The sequence below is a fragment of the Francisella philomiragia subsp. philomiragia ATCC 25015 genome, from assembly GCF_000156715.1.
GTDB classification, from domain to species: domain Bacteria; phylum Pseudomonadota; class Gammaproteobacteria; order Francisellales; family Francisellaceae; genus Francisella; species Francisella philomiragia.
In genome coordinates this window covers 152383-176259 of sequence record NZ_DS999316.1, presented here as the reverse complement: position 1 = coordinate 176259, position 23877 = coordinate 152383, and the positions used below count along the sequence as shown (strand labels likewise).

Genomic DNA, 23877 nt, shown 5'->3' with positions numbered 1-23877 from the left:
TAATATCAAAAAAATATGAAAATATATCTTTACCATCACTGCCCCTATTGTATAAAAGTTAGACTAGTGGCAGATCTAAGCAAATTAGACTATGAGATGATAATCTTAGCAAATGATGATGAAAAATCTCATATAGACAGAATTGGTTCTAAGCAGGTTCCTTTCTTAGAGAAAGATGACGGAACATTTATAAAAGAAAGTGATGAAATCTGTAAGTTTATAGCAAAAACTCAAAATTTTGAGATAGCAGAATCAACGATTGATAATTACGCCAAAGAGTCTGTTGCTAAACTAGCTGAGCATTATCGCAGAATAGTATATCCTCGTATTCCACATCATCCTGGTAATGAATGTGATTTCCCAACACAAAGTGCTAAAGATTATTTTATAAATAAAAAATCTCAATATATTGGTGATTTTGATGCTCTGCTTAGAAATCCTCCCTACGACTCAATTATAGCGATAAATAAAATTCTTAGAGAAATAGCTCCCTTTGTTAAAACTCCTTTCATCAATGGTGATAACTTTTCTTGGGATGATATAAATATTTTTCCAGTATTTTTCATACTAACTATGGCTAGGGATTTGCTTGAGATTCCTAATAATATTAGCAATTACATAAAAAATATCGAAACCAAAACAAATATAGAACTATATTAAGATGATTATATCCATAGAAGCAATTGATAAAATACTACCACAGACACAATGCCAAAAATGTACTTATGATGACTGTTATAGTTATGCTAAAGCTATTACAAATGGTGAAAAGCACAACAAGTGTATAACTGGTGGAGAAAAGACTTTAAAAGAATTATCAAAACTTTTAAATAAACCTGAAATACCACTAGATAGCTCACTTGGAGAATACAAACCTCGTGCTGTAGCAAAGATTGATGAATCAATGTGTATTGGTTGTGAGAAATGCTTACTTGCATGCCCAGTTGATGCTATTGTAGGTTCAAAAAAACTCATGCACACTATAATTGAATCAGAATGTACTGGTTGTGAACTTTGTATTGAACCATGTCCGATGGATTGTATATCTCTAGCTGATTTAGCTACAGATATGCAACCTAGTAATCTAGATGAGAAGCAATATACTCAACAAAAAAATCATTACCGAGATAGATATGAATATCATAAGTATAGAGTAAATCAAACAAAAGCTAAGCAAAGAGCCGTTTATAAAAATATTGCTACTGCTCAAGAAATAGATAAAAAAGCTTATATTGCTGCTTCATTAGCGAAATATAAAAATAGAAAAAAGTCTACACCTACACCAAATAATGAATAGACAGAAGAGAATCCAAATTTTTGAAACTTGGAAAAAAAATGACCCTCATCCGACGACTGAGCTTGAATATAACTCTAACTTTGAACTATTGATTGCAGTTATTTTATCAGCTCAAGCCACTGATGTCAGTGTGAATAAGGCTACTCAAATTTTATATAAAATTGCCAATACTCCTGAAGCAATATATGCTCTTGGTGAACAAAAGTTAGCCCAATATATTAAATCTATTGGGTTATATAAAACTAAAGCAAAAAATGTAATCGCAACATGTAAAGATTTAATCGAAAAATTTGATAGCCAAGTGCCTGATAACTTCGATGATCTAATATCTCTAGCGGGTGTCGGTAGAAAAACTGCAAATGTAGTTCTTAACACAGCATTTAATCAACCAACTATGGCGGTTGATACTCATATTTTTAGACTTGCTAATCGTATACCATTAGCAAAAGGTAAAAATGTCAATGAAGTTGAAAAAAAACTCTTACGTGTAATTCCTAAAGAGTATCTTCAAGATGCACATCACTGGATAATACTACATGGTAGATATATATGCACAGCTCAAAAACCTAAATGTCGTAATTGTATAATTTTTCAGTACTGTGAATTTAAGGATAAGGAAAAATATTTATGATTTTCTCTCATGATAGATATCAGCTTCGCAAACTTTTTATAGATAGCTGGAATAAGTTTCTAAATAAACAACGACTAACAGCTATTGAAGAACAAATATCTAGAATTATAGAGTTACACCCTGAATATCATAAGCAAATTACTATTGAAAACATTGATAAAGATTATTCGCCTGAGATGGGACAAATAAATCCTTTTTTGCATATTAGCCTTCATTTAGCAATTATTGAACAAGTACAAACTAATCGCCCTATCGGGATAAATACCACGTATCATCAGCTACTTAGTAAATATAACAATGATGAGCATAAAGTACATCATCTTATGATAGACTATCTAGCAGAGGAAATGTGGCTATCACAGAAATATAATACTCTACCAGATGAGCAAAATTATTTAACAAAATTACAAGAGTTAGCGCTTAGATAATGAGAAATATTAAAAAAATATCTAAAGTAAATATTCATTTTAATCAACCCAAAGGCCTGCATATTATAGCATTTATGACATTTTGCATATGTTTATGTATCGGACCTTTTATGACTATTTTAAATAGTTACGGTGATATTGACTTATTTTATAATAGAAATGACTATCTCTTTGTAATCTTTTTTGCTGGAATTTTTGGTTGTATCAGTAATTATCTCTTTGGTTCAACCAAATCAATAGTTCATGGGCTACAGCTCATAATCATCGCTATGATTCTGTCATTTATACATAATATCATATTATTTAGTTGCTCGGTATTATGGATTGGAGTAGCAATTGTTATTGTTAATCTTCTATTCAACTTAAGTGCTTTTTATCTAAAAACTGATTTACGTAGAATTTATGGTTTTATAGGTGTCTACTCTAGTGCTTTACTTGGCATTGCAATAGGGATTATATCTTATATTACAATCTTTAAAGATATGTATAATTTTAAAATATTTTATCTATTTATAACTATATTTTTATTAGTTTTTTTCTTAAAAAATAGCTATAAACTAAACACTTCTCTAACTAATCAGACTGAACGATTTAATATCAGCTTTTATGGGGTATTATTAATATTCTTTATATTTTCATTTATTTTATTCTATTTGCTACAAAATCTTAATGTCTTTAGTAGTCTAAACTTGGTTATCTTACCTCTATCTTTGATTTATCTGCATATTCTTACTATTTCAAATAATAAAGAAAGTGGTATAAACCTTCTAAAATATGTATATTTTAGCTTAGGTCTTCTCGCAGTAAATAAAATCTTTTATCTTAGCTTTCTTAGATATGAAAATGTTATGAATCCAAAATATCTCAATTCTCCATTAAGTACATCACTATTTCTACTAGCTGGGTATTTTATATGTATAATCATATATTTCGGATGGAGATTCAAACTAATAACATTACGCATAGAATCAATTACCAAATCTCATATCATAAAAACTATGCTGTATATAGAAACTTTTAGAGTTTTTATTTTAATGATAGCTATTTTTACCAACAATGTTCTTTTTTGCAATTTAGCTTTGATTTTTGCCACTATATTAGCTTTAGTTTTAAATATTTTTATTGTCCCGATATATTTCTCACTTGGTAAGATACTTGCTGGCGGTAGAAATGAAGTTATCACAACTAGCTTATTGTATCTAATATTTTCTTCTTTAATATTTGTCTCTTTTTTATATGATATCTCTATTAGTTTATAAACAATTTTCTTGTAATTTTAACTTCGTACCCCATATTTAAGAATATACAATTATGCTATAATCTTAGCTGATTGAATTTTATTCATATATAAAACATTTAAAAAAGGAGAAAAAATGAATAACTTTGAAAACAATACTCGTGTAATAGATTCTCTATCACAAGAGTCTGCACTAAGAGCTAACAAGGTTCTTAGAAATACATACTGGTTACTGTCAATGACACTACTATTTAGTGCTTTGATGGCATTTGTTGCTATGAGCTCAGGCGCTGCGGTGTTGAACCCTATACTAATGCTTGTAGTTTACATTGGATTACTATTTGGTATTAATGCTACTAAAAACTCGCCTATGGGAATAGTTTTAACATTTGCACTGACTGGACTTTTAGGCTACTCGCTAGGACCAATATTAAATCATTACATCCAAGCATTTTCAAATGGTGCTGAGCTTATAATGATGGCTTTTGGTACTACAGGTCTAATTTTCTTAGGCTTATCTGTAGTTGCTATGAGCCCTGCTAGAAACTTTAATAGAGTGGGAACATTCTGTGCTATAGGCGCTATTGTTGCAATAGTTGCTCTAGTACTTAATATCTTCTTACAGATACCAGCTTTAGGTTTCGTGATTTCATTAGTGTTTGCATTTATCTCTGGTGGATTTATCTTATGGCAAACGAATGCTATCGTAAGAGGTGAAGAAACTAACTATATCTTAGCAACTGTTAACATATATGTTTCTCTATTTAATATCTTCGTAACTCTATTACAAATCTTTGGTGCTGTAGCTGGAGATAGAGACTAATTTATATTATTATTTATTCTAATAATTTCTAATCTACTAAATTTTAATGCTCAACAATCAAATATCTGCAAAAGATACTATTGTGTCCAATGCTTATGGTTCTTCTTTTAGCATTCTGTTTAACGAATATCTTAAACAAAATAGAGAATTTAATCTAATAGTTGCTGAAGACTCTCAACAAGCGCATAGAGTTTATGATGAATTAAAGTATCTAAATAAAGACTCAAAAATAGAAGTATTCTATTTTCCTAACTTAGAAATACTACCTTATGATAGATTTTCTGCAGCAATAGACATTATCTCAAGAAGACAAGAAATATTGCATAAACTTACACAGAATCCTAAAAATACTCTAGTAATAACAAGTATTTCAAATACATTAAGAAAACTTCCACCTGCCAAGTTTATCAAAGAACATAGTTTTATACTTAAGATAGGTGATAGCTTAGATATAACTAAACAAAAAGTATTACTAACCGAAGCTGGATATACTTTAGTAAACAATGTTTTTGAAAAAGGTGAATTTAGTATCCGTGGTAGTATTATTGATATTTTCCCAGTTGGATCAAAAGTAGCTTTTAGAATTGATCTTTTCGATGATGAAGTTGATACAATCAAAGAGTTAGATACAGAAACTCAACGCTCTGGCAAAGAAATAAAATCTATAAATATTATGCCTTCACATGAGATGATTTATAATTCACAAAATACTTCTTTAGCATTAGAAAAACTCAAAATACTATGTGGTGAACAATCGCAAAATTCAACTATTGCAACATATATAAAAAATAATGAATACTTTAGTGGTATAGAGTTCTATTTACCATTATTTTATCCTGAACTTGTTAGTCTATTTGACTACTTACCAAAGTCTGCAAATATTCACCTTATTGACAATATTAGCAACTCAATTGAAGCATTCTCAGAAGAGGTTAAATATAGATATAACGAGTTAAAGCATGATATTGATAGACCTGTTTTACCATATCAAGAACTTTTTTATTCACAAAAAGAAGTCAAAGATCTGTATGAAAAACATCAACATATCAAATGGTTCCAACAACCAAAATCTAAATCTAAAACTCTAAATATAGATCATCTAGAAAAAATCTCAGCAAACTATAAATTAGCTAATCCTTTTAGGGATTTACAAAAATTAATAGATAGCTCTAATTTTGATAAAGTTATATTTTCAACTGATTCGAATGGACGTGGTGAAATACTTTTAGAACATTTGAATAAATTACAGTTAAATATAAGAATTGCAAAAAGTTTTGACGATGCTCTTAAAATCAAAGATAAATTCTGCTTAATTATCTCACCTTTTCAAGAAGGTGTAATAATTGATAAGAAAATCATATTAATTACCGAATCAGATCTTTTTCCTGAGCATATTCAAAACTCTTCTAAAATATCAGAACATGATTATCACCCTACTGTTGACCTTAAAGATCTGACAGATCTAAAACCCGGAATGCATGTAGTCCATATTGATCATGGTATTGGTAGATACGAAGGCTTAGAAAGTATTGAATTAAATGGTAAAAAAGATGAGTTTATACTTCTAAGATATGCAAATGATGCAAAAATTTATGTGCCAATCACTTCATTAAATCTAATTTCTATTTATAACTCTTCTATTACTGAAAAAATAGCATTAAATAAACTTGGTTCAGATAAATGGAAAAAGCAAAAAGAAAAGACTATCAAAAAGATTATCGATGTTGCTGCAAATCTCTTAGAGATATATGCAAAAAGAGAAATGCGACAAGGATTCAGCAATTCTTTAGATGAAGAAGAATATCTACGATTCTGTGCAGATTTTCCATATGAAGAGACTCCTGATCAAATCTTAGCGATAAATGATGTTTTCAAAGACATGATATCTGCTAAGCCAATGGACAGACTTATTTGTGGTGATGTTGGTTTTGGAAAAACAGAAATTGCGATGCGAGCAGCATTTCTAGCAACTCAAAATCAAAAGCAAGTAGCAATTTTAGTACCTACAACTATTTTAGCTCAACAACACTACAATAGTTTTAAAGACAGGTTTGCTAATACTGCTGTAAATATCGAGGTTATTACTCGTTCAAAAACAGCAAAAGCACAAGAAGAGCTTTTTGATAATCTCAAAAAAGGTACTGTTGATATAATAATTGGCACACATAAGCTTATATCCTCAAAAATTGACTTTAATAACTTGGGATTATTAATTATTGATGAGGAGCATCGCTTTGGTGTCGCGCAAAAAGAAAAATTAAAAGCCCTGAAAGCTGAAATAGATATTCTAACAATGTCAGCAACTCCTATTCCACGTAGTTTAAGTATGGCATTTTCAGCACTTCGTGACTTATCAATTATTGCATCTCCCCCTGCTAAACGTTTATCTGTAAAAACATTTGTTAAGGAATATGATAATAACATAATTCGTGAAGCTGTAAGTCGTGAAACCATTCGTGGTGGACAAATTTTCTATCTTTATAATAAAGTCGATACTATTCAAAAGAAAAAAGAAATTCTTCAAGAATTATTCCCTCGTTTGAGAATAGCTATTGCTCATGGTCAGATGAGTGAAAAAGAAATTCAAAAGATAATGTTTGACTTTAAACATAATAAATATCATATATTACTTTGTACCACAATTATTGAAACAGGTATTGATATTCCAAATGCTAATACTTTAATTATCGAAGATGCTAACAATCTAGGTCTAGCTCAATTACATCAGTTAAGAGGTAGAGTTGGTCGTTCACACCATCAAGCTTACGCATATATGCTAGTTCCTAGTGAAGGTAGTATTACAAAAGATGCTACAAAAAGGTTAGAGGCTATTGGTAGCACTGATTCACTTGGAGGTGGCTTCACACTCGCAAATCATGATTTAGAAATTCGTGGAGCTGGAGAGATTCTTGGACAAGAACAAAGTGGTAATATTGATGGTATAGGTCTAAATCTATATATGGATCTCTTAGATAAAACGATTGCTAATCTTAAAGCTGGGAAGGAGCTGAATATTGAAGATGTCATTAATTCAACTGTTTGTGAAGTTGAACTTAATATTCCAACACTAATTCCTGATTACTATATTAGTGATGTAAATACTAGATTGAATATTTATAAACGAATTTCAAAAGCCGATCATAAAGAATTAGTAAATATAAAAATTGAACTTATTGATCGTTTTGGTAGGCTACCTGTTGAAGTGTTATATCTTCTAAAAGTTGCTCACCTCAAAATTGATGCTATAAGTCTAGGCATTGGACAAATAAAAATGTTTGCCACATCTGGTAAGATTAATTTTGCTAACACTACTAAATTTGAGCCTCAAAAGCTAATAAAGCTAATTCAAGCTCAGCCTGCTGATTTTAGAATCACGAAAGAACAAGATCTACTCATCACAAAAAGCACTAAAACCGCTGAACAAAGAATAGAGTTTATAGAGAATTTTTTGAAAAAAATAGCCTAATAATCAAAGGATATATCTATTATATAATTCTAAGTAAATTTATAAATTTTTATAGATAAATATTAGAGATGATAGTTTTATGATTTAATTACTTATTAGGACGAAGAGATCTAACTGTTTTACCAGCTTGCCATACTTCTTTTTGGCTAAGTTCTTCAAGCTCTTTCTCAAGATCTTTACGGTAATCAGCGTGACTGTTTTTATCAATAGTACGTTGTGCTTCATTACCATTTTTTACTTCATTATACAATTCAGCAAACACACCTTTAGTAGCATCTCTAAATTTAGGAGCCCAATCTAAAGCACCTCTTTGAGCTGTAGTAGAACAGTTTGCAAACATCCAGTCCATACCATTTTCAGCAACTAAAGGTACCAAACTTTGTGTTAACTCTTCAACAGTCTCATTGAAAGCTTCACTTGGAGAGTGTCCATTTGCACGTAAAACTTCATATTGAGCTTCAATGATTCCAGCAAGAGCACCCATAAGAACACCTCTCTCACCAGTTAAATCACTATAAACTTCTTTTTCAAAAGTAGTTTCAAATAAATAACCAGAACCTACACCTATACCATAAGCTAAAGTTCTTTTTTCAGCATTACCTGTAGCATCTTGATAGATTGCATAGCTTGAGTTGATACCTTTCTTAGCTAAGAATAATCTTCTAACACTAGTACCAGAACCTTTTGGTGCTACTAAAGCAACATCAACATCTGCTGGTGGAATAATGCTAGTTTTTTCATTATAAGTCACACCGAAACCATGAGAGAACATTAATAAATCACCTGACTTAAGGTTCTCTTTAATAGTATTCCAAGAAGCAATCTGACCAGCATCTGATAACAAGTTAACAACAATTGTACCTTTAGCAGTAGCTTCAGCAATGTTAAATAGAGATTTACCAGCAACCCAACCATCTTCGATAGCTTTGTCCCATGATTTAGAGTTTTCTCTTTGCCCGATTATTACATTAAAACCATTATCTCTTAAATTAAGAGCTTGAGCCGGTCCTTGTACTCCATAACCAATAATTGCGATAGTTTCGTCTTTTAGAGTTTCTAAAGCTTTCTCTAAAGTAAATTCTTGTTGTGTTACAACTGTTTCTTCTACACTACCAAATTTCATTTTTGCCATTTATTATATTCTCCTAAATTTTAATTAAGCTGCTTTTCTTTGACTAACTGTTTTTACATTTTGTGGAATTTCACTCACTACAGCTCCCTGCATAGGTAAACAGTTTGTAATATTAATATCTATTACTTCGATCACATTTGCCAGTTTTTTTACGATTTTTTCTATCTTATCTTGTGTACTATGTACTACCAAATTGAAATGAGAAATACCTTTATTTGCCGTTTCAAAAACTGTTAACTGTTCTATATTTACACGATTACGTGATAAAACAGAAGAAATTCTTTGTAACACACAAAGAGTATTTTCAGTATTCATTGTTATAAAATATATATTTTCGCTCATAGCTCTACTCCTCTCTACCTAGCTTTGTGTTACTAATTGATTCACCTGCTGGAACCATAGGAAAAACATTTTCCTGATTTTCTACCATTACCTCAAGCAAATATGAACTGTCAGAATTAAGAAATCTTTCTATAGCATCTTTTAGATCTTTTCTCTCTTTTACTCTTTCAGCTTGTATTCCATATGCTTCTGCTACTTTCACAAAATCTGGTGATGATATTTTTGTATAAGAGTATCTACTCTCAAAAAATAATTCCTGCCACTGGCGAACCATACCCAAGAATGAATTATTCAGAATTAGAATTTTAACATTAATTCCTTCTTGGTTAAGCACAGCTAACTCTTGTATATTCATCTGAAAACCGCCATCGCCTATTACAGCAACTACAGTTCTACTATCCTTAACCCCCATCTTTGCACCAATTGCTGCCGGAAGAGCAAATCCCATAGTTCCCAAACCACCAGAACTAATATGAGAGTTAGTTTCTAAAAACTGATAATATCTAGCAGCAATCATCTGATGTTGACCAACATCTGAAACTATTATAGCACGACCGTCTGTAGCTTTAGATAAAAGACTTATTACTTCAGCCATTTTCAATTCACCTTCAGTCGGCATAGTTTCATCTCTTATGACAGCATCTACTTCTTTTTGATGCTCAGATGCAAACTCGTTATGCCATTCATTATGAGAATTATTAGCTATATATGGTAACAAACAATTTAGTGCCTCTTTCGCATCAGCATTGATACCAATATCAGCTTTAACATTTTTGTTAATTTCAGAAGGGTCAATTTCTATATGGATAATCTTCGCATTTGGTAAATAATGATTCAAATCACCAGTTACTCTATCATCAAATCTCATACCCACAGCAATTACTACATCAGCTTCATTACAAAGAACATTTGCTGCATAATTACCATGCATGCCTAACATACCTTTATACAGCTCATGATTATAAGGAAATGCTGACAAGCCTAGTAAAGTACTCACAACAGGTATATTTGCTTTCTCTGCTAATTTCAATACTGCTTCCTCTGCTCCAGAAAGCATAACTCCATGACCTGTAATTAAAATAGGTTTTTTAGCATTGTTGATATATTCAGATGCTTTTAAAATATCATCCATATTTATAGTAGGTTTATGCAACCATTTACCTAGCTTATTACCAACTGCTTCCTTATACTCCATCATACCGACTTGTGCATCTTTTGTGATATCAATAAGCACAGCACCTGGTCTACCATTTGATGCTATCTCAAATGCTTTTTTGAATATTTCTGGTATCTCGTTGGGATCTGTAATTTGATAGTTCCATTTGGTTGCTGCTACAGACATACCAATAATATCTGCTTCTTGGAATGCATCTGTACCTAATAATGGACTAAAAACTTGACCTGTAATACAAACAAGAGGAACAGAATCAATCTGAGCATCAGCAATTCCTGTTATAAGATTTGTTGCCCCCGGTCCTGAAGTTGCTATCGCCACTCCTACTTTTTCAGTAGCCCTAGCATAGCCTACAGCCGCATGTACAGCTCCTTGCTCATGACGGACAAGTACATGATGAATTGTATCTTTTGCCTCATGTAAAGCGTCATACGTAGGCATAATTGCTCCACCAGGATATCCAAAAATACAATCAACCCCAAGAGCTTCTAACGACTTAACAATAGCTTGAGAGCCAGTTATTTTCATAATTTAGCACTCTCCTTTAATATGAATAATTTTAACACTTAACATCATTTAGAAATACTATTAATACCCTAAATGTTAGATCATTATAAACATGGACTTGAAATTTTTAAATAGAAAAAGTATATTTAGTAGTTTTTTTACAAAATTTTAATCTAAATCTGTAACACAACCTGTTGAAGCAGATGAAACTGTTTTTATATATTTCTTAAGAGTTCCTCTAGTTGCCTTTTGCTTAGGTGCTTGCCACTTAGCTTTTCTTTGAGCAATCTCTTGATCTGATAAGTCTACATTTATAACGTTATTGATAGCATCGATAGTAATTTTATCGCCATTTTCTAGTAATGCTAACATACCGCCCTCGTATGCTTCTGGAGCTATATGCCCTACAATAAAACCATGCGAACCACCCGAAAAACGACCATCTGTGATTAAAGCGACATCTTGACCTAAGCCAGCACCCATTATGAGTGATGTTGGTTTAAGCATCTCTGGCATACCAGGACCACCCTTAGGACCTTCATAACGAATAACTATTACATCGCCTTTTTTAACTTTTCCTTCTTCTACTGCAGCGACCATTTTTTCTTCTGAATCAAAAACATTAGCAACTCCCTCAAAAAGCTCGCCTTCCTTACCTGTAATCTTAGCCACAGACCCTTCTGGTGCAACATTACCTTTTAATATTTGTAAATGACCAGTTTTTTTAATAGGATTGTCTAACTTATGTATGATTGTATTATCTTCTGGAAGATCAGCAACACTCTCAAGGTTTTCTGCTAAAGTCTTACCTGTTACAGTCAAACAATCACCATGCAACATACCAGCTTTTAATAGCATTTTCATCACTGCTGGAGTTCCACCTATAGCATGCAAATCAGCCATCACATATTTACCACTAGGCTTAAAGTCTGCTAGAACTGGTGTTTTATTAGCTATTTCTTGGAAATCGTCAATATTTAAATCAACATCTACTGAACTTGCCATAGCCAATAGATGAAGCACTGCATTAGTAGAGCCTCCCATAACTGTGATAAGCACCATAGCATTTTCAAAAGCTTTGCGAGTCATAATATCTCTTGGCTTGATATCAAGTTCTAATAAGTTTTTAATTGTCTCTCCAGCTTTGTCACATTCTTGTACTTTCTCAACAGAAGTTGCTGGTGTTGATGAGCTAAATGGCAAACTCATACCTAAAGCTTCTATAGCACATGCCATAGTATTTGCAGTATACATACCACCACATGCCCCAGCACCTGGACATGCTTTTTTGATAGTCTCTTGACGCTCCTGCTCTGAAATCTGTCCAGATAGACATGCTCCATAACTTTGGAAAGCTGTAACGATATCAATAGGCTTGCCACGCATTACACCTGCTTGGATAGTACCTCCGTAGATCACAAATCCTGGTCTATTAAGTCTACCTAAAGCCATCATACATCCTGGCATATTCTTATCACAACCAGGTATAGACACTAATCCATCATACCAATGTGCTGACATTACAGTCTCAATAGAATCTGCAATAAGATCTCTAGACTGTAATGAGTAGCTCATACCATCAGTACCCATAGAAATACCATCACTAACCCCAATAGTATTAAATCTCATACCTTTGAGTTTCTCTTTTTCAACACTATTTTTGACAAACTGTGCAAGCTGATTTAGATGCATATTACAAGTATTTCCTTCATACCATACACTAGCAATACCTATTTGTGGCTTGTGCATATCATTGTCATTCATACCTGTACCATATAGCATCGCTTGAGAGGCACCTTGAGACTTATCTTCTGTTAATCTTCTACTATATTTATTCAACACTTTTGTCATAACGTTCCACCTTTAATAAAAACTTATGCATACGCAATATTGTATGCATCTATAAATGCTTCTACAGATGCTTGGATTATATCTGGAGAAACTGCTTTACCAATACTTTTAATACCTTCTTTTTCTAAGCTCATCTCTACATAAACAACAGCATCAGCACCTTGTCCACGTATTTTCACTTTATAGTCAGTTAGCTTATAGCTAATATCACTCGGGCAAGCTTTACATAAAGCATTTAAAACAGCATCTACAGGCCCAACACCAGAACTTGATGCAAAGTATAACTGATCTGCAACCTTGACAGTAACTTCGGCTACAGATTTTTGATCTAGCTCTACATTTACCTTAAATGACTGTACATCTAATATATCTTTACTAATGGCATCTGCCATCTCAGTAGCATCTTGGATAATATCTTGTATATCAGAGACATTAATTGATTTACCCTTGACTAAGAATCTCTCAATCAGCTCTCTAACCTTAGCTAAGAAATTCTGATCATAATTTGCTCCGAACAATTTGCCAAGAGTTTTTTTAACTTCCTCAAGAGTTGGAACTTGATCAAATATTACTTCATTTTGCTCTATGAATAACATTGTCTTATTATCAAAGAAATGACTATTATAAAGTCTGTCAAAATCAGCCTCTGCAGGATATATAATCGGTGGCTGAATAGCAGATTTCAGAACTACCGCAGGATCTTTTAGACCTTCACCGGATAGTACACATACTACTGTACTTCCTTTTTGAAGTTTACCTTCTTCATATTTTTTGAGTAAATGTGCAATAGTTGACGCTGATGCCAGTTCCACAAACAGCCCTTCTTTAGTAGATAGCAAATATTGAGCCTCTAACATTTTCATATCTGTAACTGCAGTAGACTCTCCACCAGTACTATATATAGCATCTATAGCCTTATCACCATCAATAGGATATGGTACAGCTATTGCCGTTGCAATTGTATTAGCTGTTTTTAGAGGCTCAATTCTATTTTGATTCTTTTGATATGCTCTAGCTAATGTATCTGCTTCAGTAGACTGAACACCAGTAAGTTTAGGCAAAGAATTAATAAAACCTAACTCTTTATACTCACAAAAACCTTTATAATAAGCAGTCATATTTGTACCACAGCCTATAGGTATTATAACCTCATCTGGCACTTGGAATAATAACTGATCTATAAGTTCAAATGCTGCTGTCTTTTGACCCTCAACTCTAAATGCATAATCTCCAGCCAAAAAGAAATCTTTTGATTTTGCAATATCATAAGCTAATTTTGCAGCTTCATTATAACTACCTTTAACTTGAACTATTTTACCACCATAAGACATAACTTGAGCTAATTTAGAAGCTGCAACACCTTCTGGAACAATAATAAAACAAGGCATTTTAGCTGCTGCTGCATAACAAGCACATGAAGCCGCCATGTTACCAGTAGATGCTAGCACAATACCCTTAGCTCCAAGCTCTTTTGCAACTGTTATATCAACTGCAGATCCTCTATCTTTAAATGAACCTGTAGGATTTTTACCCTCAACCTTAAAATATAGATTAATTCCTAACTCTTTACCTATTATTTTACTCTTAAGCAATGGTGTAGCTGCTTCTCTTAAAGATACAAAACTAGATGGATCTTTTATCGGCATAAATGGTATATATTTAGATAAACATGGTGATGCTTGAGTAAAATAGTCTTTGTTAATTTTTTTACTAATCTCATCAATATCCATCTGAATTTCCCAAGGCTCATTCTCCCCAGCAAACACAAAACTATCTGTAGAAACTTCTTCTTTGGTGTAAAAGTTTAATATTTTATACATTCTTTAGAATTACCTCATATTTTATAAAAGATTTTAGATCTACTTTATACTAAAGTATTTTAACTTAGAATTGAATATTCTATATAGGCTATTTTAATTAATTATGTAACTATTGATAATAGTATATATGAAAAGAATATTTTGAATATTACTGATACCATATATCAAGTTTTTCTTTTAACTTATCTAAGCCCATTTTACTTAGTGAAGAAAATAACTGATATGAAATCTTATCTGTACGGATAAAAGTTTTTAAAAAACTTTCTATCATTTTATTTGCTTGCGCTCTTTCTTTATTATTTAATTTATCTGCTTTTGTTAAAAGAATATGTAAATCTAAATCAAAAGATATTGCCATTTCAATCATCAAAGAATCGAACTCTTTTAACTCATGGCGAGAATCTACCAAAAGTACTATACCACCAAGACATTTACGAGTTGTCAAATAGTTCTCCATCTCACTTTGCCATTGTTTTTTGATAGCTTCAGAAACTTTTGCATAACCATAACCAGGTAAGTCAACCAATCTCTTATTATCCCCTAAGTCAAATAAGTTAATTAATTGCGTTCTACCTGGAGTCTTACTCACTCTAGCAAGACCTTTTTGGTCTGTAAGAGTATTAAGCGCACTTGATTTACCCGCATTTGAGCGTCCAGCGAAAGCAACCTCTACTCCTGTATCTTCAGGAAGTTGAGAAACTTTTGCTGCACCCATTATATATTTTGCTTTAGTGTAATTCATAATTTGTACTCTAATTTTATTTTTTCGAAAAGTCCGTGACAAGCTGTGTCTATCATCAAAAAGACCTTTTCAAAATTACTTTCATAATATGGATCTGGAACATCAGTTAGCTCAATGGTAGGAGCATACTGTAACATCCTTGATACTTTCGAAAAGTTTGCCTTTGGAAACATTTCTCTCATTGTATCAATATTTTCTTGATCCATCGCAACAATATAATCATACTCTACAAAATCAGACTCTTCTAATTGCTGAGAAACTTGATCTGAAAGATCACAATCATATTTTTTAGCCATTTCCACAGAGCGTAAATCAGCTCCATGTCCTTCATGTCCCCACATACGTGAACTTGTGCCACACGATGCAACATGGATATGATTTTCTAAAGCATTTTTCTTAACAATATCTCTAAAAACCCCATGAGCTGTTGGTGATCTACAAATATTGCCTTTGCACACAAAAAGCACTTTCACTTTAGTCATTTTTATTTTGCTTCCTTCATATCTTCAGCAAGCTTACTATCTGGCTCTAATTTAAAACCTTGGAAAAACTTACTATCTGGTTTTAGCATAAATACAACTTCATTTTTTCCATTAAAGCTTTCTTTATAAGAGTTCATACTCTTTAAGAATTCATATAATGGAACAGATTTTGAGTAAGCTTCTGTGAAAATTTTAGCAGCTTTTGCATCAGCCTCTGCTCTTATAATCTTAGATTCTTTCTCAGCTTCTGCCATTGTTACAGTAACTTTAGCATCTGCTGCTGCATTAATTTTTTCAGCTAACTGTTTACCTTCTGCTCTAATTGAGGCAGCAACTTTCTGACGTGAAGATCTCATTCTTTGATAGATAGAATCTGTAACAGTATCTGGTAGATCAATCTGCTTAACTCTTACATCTATGACATCAACACCGATCTGTTTAGCTTGCTTTTGGACACTATTTGTCAAAGCAATCATTAACTTATCACGATTATTATTAATCAAGCTTTGAATATCATTATTACCAACCTCAGCTCTTAAAGAAGATTCTAAGAATTGTTTCAATAGAGTTTCCGCTCGCTCTACACTTCCACTTGTACTCGTATAGAATGTTGAAATATTGTTATTACTTATCTTCCACACCACATACGCGTTAATCAAAACATCTTTTTGCTCTTTAGTCACCACACGAGCTGAATCTGCTTCTAATACTCTATTACGCATATCATAAGTTTTAACTGTATCAACAAATGGAATCTTAACATGTAAGCCAGGTTCATACTCAACTGCTTTACCATTTTTATCTTTTACTAGCTCACCTAGTCTTAAGATAACGGCCTCTGATCCTTGCTTAACAATAAATTTAGTACTTAACACCACAACAGATATAACTATTACAAGTACTAAGAATATTTTTAAAAATTTACTCATCTTAGTTACCTCCTTGAGCGTTTGGTAATAATGCTTGCTTTTGAGCATTATCTAAACCATAAAAAATATTTTTTGCACCATCACCATCTATCAAGAAGATCTTATTGTGCTGTAGTACATTAGAGATAGTATTAAAATACATTTGGTTCATAACTATATCAGGAGATTTTTTGTATATAGGCAATAACTGTTCAAACTGAGCAACTTCACCTTGTGCTTCTAAAACTACTTTTTGCTTATAAGCATTTGCTTGATCAACAATTCTTTGAGCTTTACCTTGAGCAACTGGTACAACTCTGTTAGCATAAGCTTCGGCTTCATTTTGCTCCCTTTCGCGATCTTCACGAGCTTTGATTACATCATCAAATGCACTCTTAACAGCTTCTGGAGCCTGAGCTGGCTGCATGATTACTTCACTAATATATATACCAGTATTGTAAGACTGTAACAGTGCTTCCATCTCTTTACGAACTTGTTGCGTAATCACAGCTCTATTAGTAGTTAATATCTGCTCTAGTTTATTTTCACCAACAACCTGTCTAACTGCACTTTCTAGAGCTTGTTGCAATAACTGTGTTGTATTAACATTTGCAAATAAGTATTTTTCTAAGTCTACAATACGATACTGAACTGTAAAGGAAATATGGACAATATTCTCTTCAGATGTAAGCATATCACGTTTTAACGATGTAGTTTTAAGCTCTTGGACATTCTCCTTGTATACCTTATCGATACCAATAGGATGCCAGTGTAGACCAGGCTCTACCATTTTAGAGAATTTACCCAATCTAAGTACAGCAGCTTGCTCAGCTGGTTGTACTACATAAAAACCAAAACCAACCCACGCAACTATCAGTAATGCTATAACTATAGACGCAATTTTAGCTACAGGAGGTTTTTCAAACATTGGTTTATTTTTATTAGCATTTTTTGAATAAATACTCTCATTATCATCATCGTTCTTTTTTGACTTTTTGCCAAAGAACTTTTTAATCATTTCTTCTAAATCTGGTGGTCCTTGCTCAGAGTTTTTACTCCAAAACCACTTCTGTTTTAGCCTTTTTATCATAAGTAATTATTCCTATAATTTTTAATTCAAAATAACGTTAAATATTTTTTACCATAACTATTATATATAAATTTTCCTATATTTTTTGCACTATCTACAAATAAATGCTAAATGCACAGTAAAGCTGTATTGAATAACTATCAATATAACTCTAAAATCTATATTAGAGATACGTTTCTTAGGGATATGAAAATGAAAAAAATTGCAATCAATGGTACTGGTATAGCAGGTACAACTTTAGCATGGTGGTTAAGAGAGTATGGATTTCAACCTACTCTTTTTGAAAAAGCTCCAGAATTCAGAGCTGGTGGATATTTAGTAGACTTTTGGGGTACAGCTTGTGAAATAATGAAAAAGATGGGACTTTTTGAGCAACTTAAAGCAAAGTCATATCAAATCAAAAACATTCACTGTTTTGATGAAAATGGTAGAAGATCTTCTAAAGTTAATATTTCTTCACTGATTACTGATAATTATGATGAATTTCTAAGTGTGAAACGCGGAGATATTGCAGAGACCATTTATAAAGCCTGCGAAGGTATAGATATTAGGTTTGGTACATCTATCGAAAAAATAGAAGAAAAAGATAAGACTATAACTGCTCATCTTAGTAATGGAACTAAAGAAGACTTTGATTTAGTTATAGGTGCTGATGGCTTACACTCTCATATACGCAACATCGCTTTTGATAAATCAGAATATCAAGAATATGATTTAGATAAGTATGTAGCTGCTCTTTCTCTCAAAAGTTACGATCATTATGAGAAATATACTTATGCTCTAAGCGTTGGTGAGAAACGACAAGTAGCTAGAGTGTGTCTAGACCAAGATGAAACTTTAATCATGTTTACATTAGATGCTGACCTTGTAAAACAATTCCCAGCAACTTTAGAGCAAAAAAAAGAGTTGCTACAAACGTCTTTCAATAACTTTGGCTGGGAAACTCCCGATATACTTAATAAGTTAGATGATGTAGAAGAAATTTATTTTGATAAAGTTAGCCAAATACGTATGGATACTTGGCATAAAGGAAGAGTTGCATTAGTTGGCGACTCTGCTGCTTGTCCATCTATACTAATGGGGCTAGGAAGTATATTTGCAATTGTTGAGGCTTATGTATTAGCGGGCGAACTTCATCAAGCAAAAGGAGATCATAATATTGCTTTTGATCAGTGGCAACATCGACTAAAAGACATAATAGCTAGAAAGCAAAAAGTTGGGCTTACTAACTTGTCTGTGGCTGCTTCAGATGAAATAGTCAAAAAGTATTTATCGACTATTACAGTTAAAATATCATCTACACCAGTTATCTCTAAATTCATAGGGGCTGGAATATTTAAAGATCCAATTGAAGTTCCTGAGTACAAATAAGATTGAAACTATTTAACGAAGAACTCTTCTAAGTCTAAATCAAATTCTCTTTTAAATCTTTCAAAATCATCTTCTGAAATTTTTATTTTAAGCAAATAGTTACCTTCTTCAGAAACATCTTCGGCATCGACAGCTCCAAGCTCATACATCATAGCTCTAACCTTTGAATATTTAGGTGGTAATTCTAAAGTTTCACTAACCCATGTTTTATTAAAAAATGTAGCCAACGCATGATAAAACTCTTCAATACCATCTCCAGTCTGAGCAGACAGATATACTCTGCCAACCACACTTGAGTCTGAATCATCCATAGGAACGAATCCAGCATAAGCATTCTCAATTTTATCGATTTTGTTATAAACACAGATCATCTCTTTATCTGCGATACCTATTTCTTTTAGAACTTTTTCTACTTGCTCAATATAACTTTTATAATCCTCATCTGCATAATCTATGACATGGACTAATAGATCTGATTCTATAGCTTCCTCTAATGTAGCATGAAAAGCTTCTACCAAATCATGAGGTAGATTTTTAATAAAACCTACTGTATCTGAGAAAATAACTTCACCTAGCTTGGGCACGATTACTTTACGCAAAGTAGGATCAAGTGTTGCAAAGAGCTGATCTTTGGCTAAAACATCTGCATTTGTTATTTTATTAAATAACGTTGACTTACCAGCATTGGTATAACCAACAAATGATATTGTCGGAATATTATTTTTCTTTCGTGACGACCTACTTAAATCACGATGATGTTTTACTTTTTCTAGCTTTTGAGTAATTTGTTTAATTCTTTGTCTAATTAGACGCCTATCGATCTCAAGCTGTGTTTCACCCGGTCCACCACGTACACCTATACCACCCTTTTGTCTTTCTAAGTGCGTCCAACCTTTGACTAGACGTGTTGACTGATAGTTTAGTTGCGCTAATTCAACTTGAAGTTTACCTTCATGAGTTTTTGCTCGAAGTGAGAATATTTCAAGAATTAGCCTCGTTCTATCCATAATCTTACACTCAAGAAACTTCTCAATATTTCTCTCTTGAGATGGGCTTAATGGATGATTAAACACAACAAGATCAGCTTCTAACTCATCACGTTTATTTTTGATCATCTCCATTTTACCCATACCACAAAAATATTTGATATCAGGTTCAGGGTGATTGAAATCTAAACTTTCCAACACAACTTTATCAGCTGCTAAAACTAAACCTTCAAGCTCAGTTAAATCAGCATTTAGTTCGCGGCGATATTTAAAATTTATATTTACAAGCAAGCATTTACTACCTGCTTCATAAGATTCGAAAAATTCCATTTACATTACTCCGAATGGAATTATTAAAGAAAAAAGAATAGAGATTATTATTCGTTTATGTTTTCTTGATTTTCTTGAACTTCAAGCTCATCAGAATGAATATCATCTACATTCTCATCTTGATCATCATTTGCATTTTGATGATACGGGTTAAAAGAGCTATAGACCATTCTTACACTCTTAGCTGGTACTATAGTAGAAATAGCATGCTTATAAACCATTTGATTTACAGTATTTCTAAGTACGATACAGAATTGGTCAAAAGCTTCTACTTGACCTTGTAGTTTGATCCCGTTAACTAGATATACAGATACGCTAACTTTTTCTTTTCTTAGAGCGTTTAAGAACGGGTCTTGTAAAGATGATATTCTTGACATTGTCTCACTTCCTTTTAATTATTTTGTTATAGTTATTATTTTATCAAGTTTAACAATTAAACTTCGCGATATATTCTAACAAGATTTATATCTATCAGCAAATTTTATTTATAATCAAAATATTCTAGAATCTGTTGTTCTTTATTTTGGTTTTCAACCTCAACTAGATTAATCTCATCCTGCCAGTTACGAATCCATGTAAGTTGACGCTTAGCAAGTTGCCGAGTAGCTACAATTCCCTTTTTGACAAACTCCTCATAGCTAATGTCTCCATCTAAATATTCCCATGCCTGACGATAACCAACACTTCTGATAGCTGTAGTTTCTTTAGTAAGCTTAGGATTTTTGCGTAAACTTTGAACTTCATCTAGAAATCCTTGATCAAGCATCTGTTTAAATCTTAATTCAATATTATTATGTAGAATTGACCTATCATTAGGTACCAAAGCACATAGTTTTAATTGCTCTTCTAATCCACCAACTTTAGATGTCTTAACAAGCTCAGAATATTTTTTACCAGTTAGCATAATTACTTCTAAAGCACGAAATATTCTTTGCTGGTCATTAGGATTAATTTTCTGAGCTGATTCTTGATCCATTTTATTTAACTGCTGATGAAGATACTGTAAACCTTTTGCTTTTCTTTCTAATTCTAAAGTTTGTCTTATCTCTAGTTGAGATTCAGGCAAAGATGATAAGCCTTCTATCAAACCTTTGAAATAAAGCATTGTTCCACCTACGAGTAAAACCTCTTTTCCTCTACTCCAAATCTCTTTTTTAATCTTATTAACATTTGTTATAAAATCAGCAACTGAAAAGCTCTCTGTTGGCTCAATTATATCTATTAAATGATGTTTAATACCACCTTGCTCATCCAAAGTTGGCTTAGCTGTACCAATATTCATACCTTTATAGACAAGTGATGAATCAACACTAATTATTTCAGCATTAATTTTATTTGCAATAGATATTGATAAAGAAGTTTTACCAGATGCTGTTGGTCCCGCAAGACCATAGATTAGTTTATTCATTTAGATATTTTTGTAATTAACTTTAACCGGAACTTCTTGCTTAACTACTTGTAAATAGAAGTTTAACTCCTCTTCCTTAGTTGCATTTAATACCTGACTAGGTAACTTGGCATTTTTACTATCAAGAGGTTCAACCTTAGTAACTTTATAAATATATATATCACCATTATTTGCTTGATAGCTATTATACTGGTTATTAGTATTAAACATCACATAATCATTAAACTCTTTACTAAATAATTTCGAGTTACTATCAACGGTTGCTTGTTTGAAGCTAATACTAACTTTTTTATTGCTAACCAAGTCATCAAGTAATTTTTGCGATTTTTCTATAGCTAATTGTTGGGATTTTTGTGCAACAAAAGCTTTAGATACTTTATCTTTAACATCAGCTAGTTTTTGCTGACTTGCTTGTTGAGACTTATCTACTTGATATACTAGAAGCTCATTATTAGCTAATGGGATACTTGAATATTTGTCATTATCTACAAAAAACTGAGCATTAGTAAGCGCAGATATTGTTGATTCATCATTATTTACAATGCTAGCTGTTTTAGCTTTACCTAAAGTTTTTTCTAATTCAGCAAATTTCACGCTGTCAATATTTTGAGAATAATTATTAAACTGCTCTAAAGCTCTTCTATTTTGAATTATTTTTTGAATTGATGCTTTGGTATTATTATCAAAATCTTTAAATAATTCTCTGTGAGTTTCATAATACTCTTGTAACTCATCATTATTGATATTATTTTTACTCATAAAGTCTTCTTTACTAATTATGAAATAACTAATATTTTTCTGAGCTGGATTTATATAATCATTTTTATGAGCATTATAATAACTTTCTAAATCTTGCTGATTTGGCTTAACCTGGGATTGAAAATCTACTGGAGATAGCTTCAAATACTCTATTTTCTTATTAACCAAATAAATACTTGCTAGTTGCTTCTTTTCATAGTCTGTAGTGATTACTGTATCTGCTATAGTTTTAGGAATCATTGTTGCTTGAATATTTTGACTTAGAATCTGTTCTAATCTATTCATACCTCCAATATATTCAACAACTTGCTTAAGTTTATCTGCAGAAAATTTACCATCTTTATCAAAGAACATTGGATTTGTAAATATAGCGGATTGTAAAGCTAACTTAGACACAACAATATTATGGCGTTGAGCATCTGCAAGGATTAAATACTGATTTATCATTTGATCTAAAACAGCTCTCTTTTGTGATTCGGTTGTAGCATTTTGAGCATACTGCTGAAACTGTTGTAAACCTATCTCATTATCACCTACTTTTGCAACATAAGATCTACTTGAGCCAATATTCGTGAAAAAAAATGTCATACCAGATATGACAAATATAAAACTTATCGAAATAATGATGATCCAGGTAAATGGACCTTTGAGCCTATCATTGAAAGACTGTAACATTTTATCAACCTTAAATAATTACTGCTTTATTAAACTATAGATATTATAGATAAAAAAAAGGCATACCGTTAAGCATGCCTTTCAAAAAATTACTTTTTTTGTAATTTTTTATTATTTTACAGCGTCTTTAAGACCTTTACCTGCTTTAAAGCTTGGAACTTTAGAAGCTGCAATCTTAATCGTCTCACCAGTTTTAGGGTTTCTACCTTCTCTAGCACTTCTTTCTTTTACTTGAAAAGTTCCAAAACCTACTAGAGTAACGCTATCACCATTTTTTAAAGCTTTAGTTACAGCAGCAATAGTAGCATCTAGAGTGTTGCTAGCAACTTCTTTAGTAACATCTGCTTCTTTAGCTATAGCACTTACTAATTCACTCTTATTCATGTCTTAAACTCCTTTATTTATACATAATCGACAA

The 23877-nt window shown here is 32.2% G+C and carries 22 protein-coding genes; 8 read left to right on the top strand and 14 right to left on the bottom strand.

What is annotated here, in order from left to right:
- Nucleotides 1–15 precede the first annotated feature (15 nt).
- The 7 genes from grxB (at nt 16) to mfd (ending at nt 7882) form a co-directional block, all read left to right on the top strand.
- The gene (grxB, locus tag FTPG_RS06205) at nt 16–660 is read left to right on the top strand and encodes a glutaredoxin 2 (protein ID WP_004287574.1); all 645 of its coding nucleotides are present in this window, start codon (nt 16–18) and stop codon (nt 658–660) included.
- Between the two features lies 1 nt (nt 661).
- On the top strand, nt 662–1297 hold the full coding sequence (locus FTPG_RS06200; protein WP_004287573.1) for an RnfABCDGE type electron transport complex subunit B: 636 nt from the start codon (nt 662–664) through the stop codon (nt 1295–1297).
- Nucleotides 1290–1928 (top strand): endonuclease III, encoded by a 639-nt coding sequence (gene nth, locus FTPG_RS06195; protein ID WP_004287572.1) that lies wholly within the window; start codon nt 1290–1292, stop codon nt 1926–1928. Before FTPG_RS06200 ends, nth begins: the two co-directional genes overlap by 8 nt.
- Complete coding sequence (locus FTPG_RS06190) at nt 1925–2356, top strand: DUF1841 family protein (protein ID WP_004287571.1); 432 nt, start codon at nt 1925–1927, stop codon at nt 2354–2356. The genes nth and FTPG_RS06190 overlap by 4 nt, the downstream gene beginning before the upstream one ends.
- Complete coding sequence (locus FTPG_RS06185; protein ID WP_004287570.1) at nt 2356–3615, top strand: hypothetical protein; 1260 nt, start codon at nt 2356–2358, stop codon at nt 3613–3615. Before FTPG_RS06190 ends, FTPG_RS06185 begins: the two co-directional genes overlap by 1 nt.
- 114 nt (nt 3616–3729) lie before the next feature.
- Nucleotides 3730–4416 (top strand): Bax inhibitor-1/YccA family protein, encoded by a 687-nt coding sequence (locus FTPG_RS06180; protein WP_004287569.1) that lies wholly within the window; start codon nt 3730–3732, stop codon nt 4414–4416.
- 46 nt (nt 4417–4462) lie between these two features.
- On the top strand, nt 4463–7882 hold the full coding sequence (gene mfd, locus FTPG_RS06175) for a transcription-repair coupling factor (protein WP_004287568.1): 3420 nt from the start codon (nt 4463–4465) through the stop codon (nt 7880–7882).
- Nucleotides 7883–7970: 88 nt separating this feature from the next.
- On the opposite strand, the gene ilvC is transcribed toward mfd, so the two are convergent.
- The 9 genes from ilvC to hflK all read right to left on the bottom strand — a co-directional run bounded on the left by ilvC (nt 7971) and on the right by hflK (nt 17930).
- Nucleotides 7971–9014 carry a ketol-acid reductoisomerase gene (gene ilvC, locus FTPG_RS06170; protein ID WP_004287567.1) on the bottom strand — a complete coding sequence of 348 codons (1044 nt, stop codon included), beginning with the start codon at nt 9012–9014 and terminating at the stop codon, nt 7971–7973.
- Between the two features lie 24 nt (nt 9015–9038).
- Nucleotides 9039–9356 (bottom strand): acetolactate synthase small subunit, encoded by a 318-nt coding sequence (locus FTPG_RS06165; protein ID WP_004287566.1) that lies wholly within the window; start codon nt 9354–9356, stop codon nt 9039–9041.
- A gap of 4 nt (nt 9357–9360) precedes the next feature.
- Nucleotides 9361–11058, bottom strand: coding sequence for a biosynthetic-type acetolactate synthase large subunit (gene ilvB, locus FTPG_RS06160; RefSeq protein WP_004287565.1), 1698 nt, complete (start codon nt 11056–11058; stop codon nt 9361–9363).
- Between the two features lie 147 nt (nt 11059–11205).
- Nucleotides 11206–12888, bottom strand: coding sequence for a dihydroxy-acid dehydratase (gene ilvD / locus FTPG_RS06155; protein WP_035722533.1), 1683 nt, complete (start codon nt 12886–12888; stop codon nt 11206–11208).
- Nucleotides 12889–12911: 23 nt separating this feature from the next.
- On the bottom strand, nt 12912–14708 hold the full coding sequence (gene thrC / locus FTPG_RS09975; protein ID WP_004287563.1) for a threonine synthase: 1797 nt from the start codon (nt 14706–14708) through the stop codon (nt 12912–12914).
- Between the two features lie 148 nt (nt 14709–14856).
- Nucleotides 14857–15450, bottom strand: a complete 594-nt coding sequence (gene yihA / locus FTPG_RS06145; RefSeq protein WP_004287562.1) for a ribosome biogenesis GTP-binding protein YihA/YsxC — start codon at nt 15448–15450, stop codon at nt 14857–14859.
- Complete coding sequence (locus FTPG_RS06140; RefSeq protein ID WP_004287561.1) at nt 15447–15932, bottom strand: low molecular weight protein-tyrosine-phosphatase; 486 nt, start codon at nt 15930–15932, stop codon at nt 15447–15449. The genes yihA and FTPG_RS06140 overlap by 4 nt, the downstream gene beginning before the upstream one ends.
- Nucleotides 15933–15934: 2 nt before the next feature.
- The gene (hflC, locus tag FTPG_RS06135; protein WP_004287560.1) at nt 15935–16861 is read right to left on the bottom strand and encodes a protease modulator HflC; all 927 of its coding nucleotides are present in this window, start codon (nt 16859–16861) and stop codon (nt 15935–15937) included.
- A 1-nt stretch (nt 16862) separates the two neighbouring features.
- Nucleotides 16863–17930, bottom strand: a complete 1068-nt coding sequence (gene hflK, locus FTPG_RS06130) for an FtsH protease activity modulator HflK (protein ID WP_004287559.1) — start codon at nt 17928–17930, stop codon at nt 16863–16865.
- Between the two features lie 192 nt (nt 17931–18122).
- On the opposite strand from hflK, the gene FTPG_RS06125 reads away from it, so the two are divergent.
- Nucleotides 18123–19301, top strand: a complete 1179-nt coding sequence (locus tag FTPG_RS06125; RefSeq protein ID WP_004287558.1) for an FAD-binding domain — start codon at nt 18123–18125, stop codon at nt 19299–19301.
- A gap of 8 nt (nt 19302–19309) precedes the next feature.
- Here FTPG_RS06125 and hflX read toward each other — a convergent pair whose 3' ends face one another.
- The 5 genes from hflX to FTPG_RS06100 all read right to left on the bottom strand — a co-directional run bounded on the left by hflX (nt 19310) and on the right by FTPG_RS06100 (nt 23843).
- Nucleotides 19310–20617: a GTPase HflX gene (hflX, locus tag FTPG_RS06120; protein ID WP_004287557.1), complete on the bottom strand. Its 1308-nt coding sequence runs from the start codon at nt 20615–20617 to the stop codon at nt 19310–19312.
- 47 nt (nt 20618–20664) lie between these two features.
- Complete coding sequence (hfq, locus tag FTPG_RS06115; RefSeq protein ID WP_004287556.1) at nt 20665–20994, bottom strand: RNA chaperone Hfq; 330 nt, start codon at nt 20992–20994, stop codon at nt 20665–20667.
- A gap of 104 nt (nt 20995–21098) precedes the next feature.
- On the bottom strand, nt 21099–22025 hold the full coding sequence (gene miaA / locus FTPG_RS06110) for a tRNA (adenosine(37)-N6)-dimethylallyltransferase MiaA (RefSeq protein WP_004287555.1): 927 nt from the start codon (nt 22023–22025) through the stop codon (nt 21099–21101).
- On the bottom strand, nt 22026–23459 hold the full coding sequence (locus FTPG_RS06105; RefSeq protein ID WP_004287554.1) for a SurA N-terminal domain-containing protein: 1434 nt from the start codon (nt 23457–23459) through the stop codon (nt 22026–22028).
- Nucleotides 23460–23570: 111 nt separating this feature from the next.
- A complete protein-coding gene (locus FTPG_RS06100; protein WP_004287553.1) occupies nt 23571–23843 on the bottom strand; it encodes an HU family DNA-binding protein in 273 nt (90 codons plus the stop codon).
- Between the last annotated feature and the right edge of the window lie 34 nt (nt 23844–23877).

Coding starts and splice junctions, on each gene's coding strand:
- grxB (WP_004287574.1), top strand. CDS start 16: ATGAAAATATATCTTTACCATCACTGCCCCTATTGTATAAAAGTTAGA.
- FTPG_RS06200 (WP_004287573.1), top strand. CDS start 662: ATGATTATATCCATAGAAGCAATTGATAAAATACTACCACAGACACAA.
- nth (WP_004287572.1), top strand. CDS start 1,290: ATGAATAGACAGAAGAGAATCCAAATTTTTGAAACTTGGAAAAAAAAT.
- FTPG_RS06190 (WP_004287571.1), top strand. CDS start 1,925: ATGATTTTCTCTCATGATAGATATCAGCTTCGCAAACTTTTTATAGAT.
- FTPG_RS06185 (WP_004287570.1), top strand. CDS start 2,356: ATGAGAAATATTAAAAAAATATCTAAAGTAAATATTCATTTTAATCAA.
- FTPG_RS06180 (WP_004287569.1), top strand. CDS start 3,730: ATGAATAACTTTGAAAACAATACTCGTGTAATAGATTCTCTATCACAA.
- mfd (WP_004287568.1), top strand. CDS start 4,463: ATGCTCAACAATCAAATATCTGCAAAAGATACTATTGTGTCCAATGCT.
- ilvC (WP_004287567.1), bottom strand. CDS start 9,014: ATGGCAAAAATGAAATTTGGTAGTGTAGAAGAAACAGTTGTAACACAA.
- FTPG_RS06165 (WP_004287566.1), bottom strand. CDS start 9,356: ATGAGCGAAAATATATATTTTATAACAATGAATACTGAAAATACTCTT.
- ilvB (WP_004287565.1), bottom strand. CDS start 11,058: ATGAAAATAACTGGCTCTCAAGCTATTGTTAAGTCGTTAGAAGCTCTT.
- ilvD (WP_035722533.1), bottom strand. CDS start 12,888: ATGACAAAAGTGTTGAATAAATATAGTAGAAGATTAACAGAAGATAAG.
- thrC (WP_004287563.1), bottom strand. CDS start 14,708: ATGTATAAAATATTAAACTTTTACACCAAAGAAGAAGTTTCTACAGAT.
- yihA (WP_004287562.1), bottom strand. CDS start 15,450: ATGAATTACACTAAAGCAAAATATATAATGGGTGCAGCAAAAGTTTCT.
- FTPG_RS06140 (WP_004287561.1), bottom strand. CDS start 15,932: ATGACTAAAGTGAAAGTGCTTTTTGTGTGCAAAGGCAATATTTGTAGA.
- hflC (WP_004287560.1), bottom strand. CDS start 16,861: ATGAGTAAATTTTTAAAAATATTCTTAGTACTTGTAATAGTTATATCT.
- hflK (WP_004287559.1), bottom strand. CDS start 17,930: ATGATAAAAAGGCTAAAACAGAAGTGGTTTTGGAGTAAAAACTCTGAG.
- FTPG_RS06125 (WP_004287558.1), top strand. CDS start 18,123: ATGAAAAAAATTGCAATCAATGGTACTGGTATAGCAGGTACAACTTTA.
- hflX (WP_004287557.1), bottom strand. CDS start 20,617: ATGGAATTTTTCGAATCTTATGAAGCAGGTAGTAAATGCTTGCTTGTA.
- hfq (WP_004287556.1), bottom strand. CDS start 20,994: ATGTCAAGAATATCATCTTTACAAGACCCGTTCTTAAACGCTCTAAGA.
- miaA (WP_004287555.1), bottom strand. CDS start 22,025: ATGAATAAACTAATCTATGGTCTTGCGGGACCAACAGCATCTGGTAAA.
- FTPG_RS06105 (WP_004287554.1), bottom strand. CDS start 23,459: ATGTTACAGTCTTTCAATGATAGGCTCAAAGGTCCATTTACCTGGATC.
- FTPG_RS06100 (WP_004287553.1), bottom strand. CDS start 23,843: ATGAATAAGAGTGAATTAGTAAGTGCTATAGCTAAAGAAGCAGATGTT.